This is a genomic window from Micromonospora sp. SYSU B005, from assembly GCF_055362685.1.
Genome location: NZ_JAXCFU010000043.1, coordinates 1 through 3,100 on the forward strand (window position 1 = coordinate 1; position 3,100 = coordinate 3,100).

The 3,100-nt window shown below is 67.9% G+C and carries 1 protein-coding gene; it reads left to right on the top strand.

Translation table 11 applies throughout. The features are described from left to right. A partial coding sequence (locus SM452_RS30225) for an AMP-binding protein (protein WP_463841207.1) occupies positions 1-3,100 on the top strand: 3,100 nt, incomplete at both ends.

Consider the following 3,100-nt stretch of genomic DNA (forward strand, 5'->3'; position numbering starts at 1 on the left):
CAACACGTATGGGCCGACCGAGACGACGGTGATGGCGGCGGCGGGGTTGGTCGATGGTCGGTCTGGGCCGGTGCCGGCGGGTTCGCCGATTGCGAATACTCGTTTTTATGTGCTGGATGGCGGGTTGTCGCCGGTGCCGGCGGGGGTGGTCGGTGAGTTGTACGTCGCTGGGGCGGGGTTGGCTCGGGGTTATGTGGGTCGGGCTGGGCTGACCGCGCAGCGGTTCGTGGCGTGTCCGTTCGGTTCGGGTGAGCGGATGTATCGCACTGGTGATCTGGTGAAGTGGACGTCGGACGGGCAGTTGATGTTCGTCGGTCGGGTCGATGAGCAGGTCAAGCTTCGCGGTTTCCGGATTGAGCCGGGTGAGGTCGAGGCGGTGCTGTTGGGGCATCCGCAGGTGGCGCGGGCGGTGGTGGTTGTTCGGGAGGACATGCCGGGCGACAAGCGGCTGGTGGCGTATGTGGTGGCCGGCGATGCGAGTGGGTTGCGGGAGTATGTCGCGCAGCGGTTGCCGGAGTACATGGTGCCGTCGGCGTTCGTGGTCCTGGATGAGTTGCCGTTGACGGTGAACGGGAAGGTGGATCGGCGGGCGTTGCCGGCGCCGGCGTACGAAGCCGGTTCGGGTCGTGGTCCGGTGACTGTGCGGGAGGAGATCCTGTGTCAGGTTTTCGCTGAGGTTCTGGGTCTCGACGCGGTCGGCGTGGACGATGATTTCTTCCGTCTCGGTGGGCATTCGCTGCTGGCGGTGCGGTTGGTGGAGGTGCTGCGCGGTCGGGGTGTGGCGGTGTCGGTGCGGGCGTTGTTCGAGACTCCTACGCCGGCCGGGTTGGCCGCAGCCACGACCGCGCCGGCTGACGTGGTGGTGGTGCCGGGCAACCTGATCCCGGACGGTGCGCAGCGGATCACGGCGGACATGCTGCCGCTGGTCGACTTCTCGGATGCGGACGTCGAGCGGGTGGTCGCCACCGTCGAGGGTGGTGCGGCGAACGTCGCGGACGTGTATCCGCTGGCGCCGCTGCAGGAGGGGCTGCTGTTCCATCACCTGATGGCGGGTGGTGGCGAGGATCCGTACGTGACGGTGTGGGTCTTCGAGTTCGACTCACGTGCCCGCCTGGACGGGTTCGTCGGCGCGTTGCAGCAGGTCGTTGACCGGCACGACATCTACCGCACGGCGGTGGTGTGGGACGGAATCCCCGAGCCGGTGCAGGTCGTGCTGCGCAACGCCGCGTTGCCGGTGACGACCCACGTCCTCGAGGAAAGCGGCGATCCGGTCGCCGAACTGGTCGAACTTGTCGGGTCGAGGATGGACCTCCGTCGCCCACCGCTGATGGACGTGCATGTCACGCAGGTCGGTGACGGCTGGCTGGGCATGTTGCGGATGCACCACATGCTCCAGGACCACCAGGGTATGGACGTGCTGCTCGCGGAGATGCAGGCCATCCTCGAGGGGCGCACGCAGGAGCTGGCGCCGGCTCTGCCGTTCCGGAATTTCGTCGCGCAGGCCCGCAGCGTCGCGCGGGAGGAGCACGAGAGGTTCTTCGCCGCGTTGCTGGGCGACGTGACGGAGCCGACCGCGCCGTACGGGCTGATGGACGTCCGTGGCGACGGCATGGATTCGGTGACCGCCGAGATGCCGGTGCCGCAGGACATCGTCGACCGGCTGCGCGAGGTGTCACGGACGCTGGGGGTCAGCGCCGCGACGGTGCTGCACGTCGCGTGGGCCCGCGTGGTCTCGGTCCTGTCGGGCCGCGACGACGTGGTGTTCGGCACGGTGTTGTTCGGGCGGATGAACGCGGGCGCGGGCGCCGACCGGGTGGTCGGTCCGTTCATCAACACGCTGCCGGTGCGGGTCCGGACCGGTCGGGTGGGGGTGCGCGAGGCGGTCGAGGAGATGCGGGTCCAGCTCGCGGCGTTGTTGGAGCACGAGCACGCGCCGTTGGCGGTGGCGCAGCAGGCGAGCGGGGTCGCGGAGAACACGCCGTTGTTCACGTCGCTGTTCAATTATCGGCACATTGCCCAGGGCCCGGACGGGCCGGACGCTGAGGCGACTCGCGCGCCGGAGGGTATCCGCACCGTTTATGCCAGGGAGCGCACGAATTATCCGTTGAGCGTGTCGGTAAATGACCTGGATGTGGCGGGTCTGAGTTTGAGCGTGGAGGTGGTCGATTCGTTAGATCCGCACGCGGTCGGCCAATTGTTGTGTGTGGCGGTGCAGAACGTGGTCGCCGCGTTGAGCGGGCCGGATGTGCCGTTGTTCGCGATCGGGTTGCTGGACGGCGAGCAGGTGGTGTGCGGTCCGGTCCTGGAGGTGCCGGCTGGCACGGTGGTGGACGTGTTCGAGGCGCAGGCAGCCCGGACGCCCGCGGTGACGGCATTGGTGTGCGGTGCGGTGTCGTTGAGTTTTGCCGAGGTGAACGCGCGGGCGAACCGGTTGGCGCGTCACCTGGTGCGGGCGGGTGTCGGTCCGGAGCGGGTCGTGGCGGTCAGTCTGCCGCGCTCGGTCGACTCGATGGTCGGGCTGCTGGCGGTGTGGAAGGCGGGTGGGGTGTATCTGCCGGTGGACCCGGCCCTGCCGTCGGAGCGGACCGCCTTGCTGCTCAGTGATGCCGATCCGGCGTTCGTGCTCACCGAGGCGGTGATGGCATCGTTGGTCTTGGCCGAGTTGTCGGGTGGTGATCTGACGGATGCGGATCGGCTGGCGCCGTTGTCGCCGCGCAACTCGGCCTATGTCATCTATACGTCGGGTTCGACGGGTCGGCCGAAGGGTGTGGTGGTCGAGCATCGGCAGATGTTGAATCTGCTGGTCAATCAGCGGGACGGGTTTGTCGCCGATGCGGGTGGTGGCCGGTTGCGGGCGGCGTTGACGGCGGCGTTGTCGTTCGACACGTCGTTGGAAGGACCGTTGCTGATGTGCGACGGCCACGAGCTGCACGTGATCGACGAGCGAACCCGTCTGGAACCGGCGGTGCTGGTCGACTATGTGCGCCGGCACCGGATCGATTTCATGGACGTCACTCCGTCGTACCTGGCTCAGCTGCTGCCGGCCGGCCTGCTGATCGGCGGCGGTCCGCGGGTCTTGATGCTCGGCGGTGAAGCACTG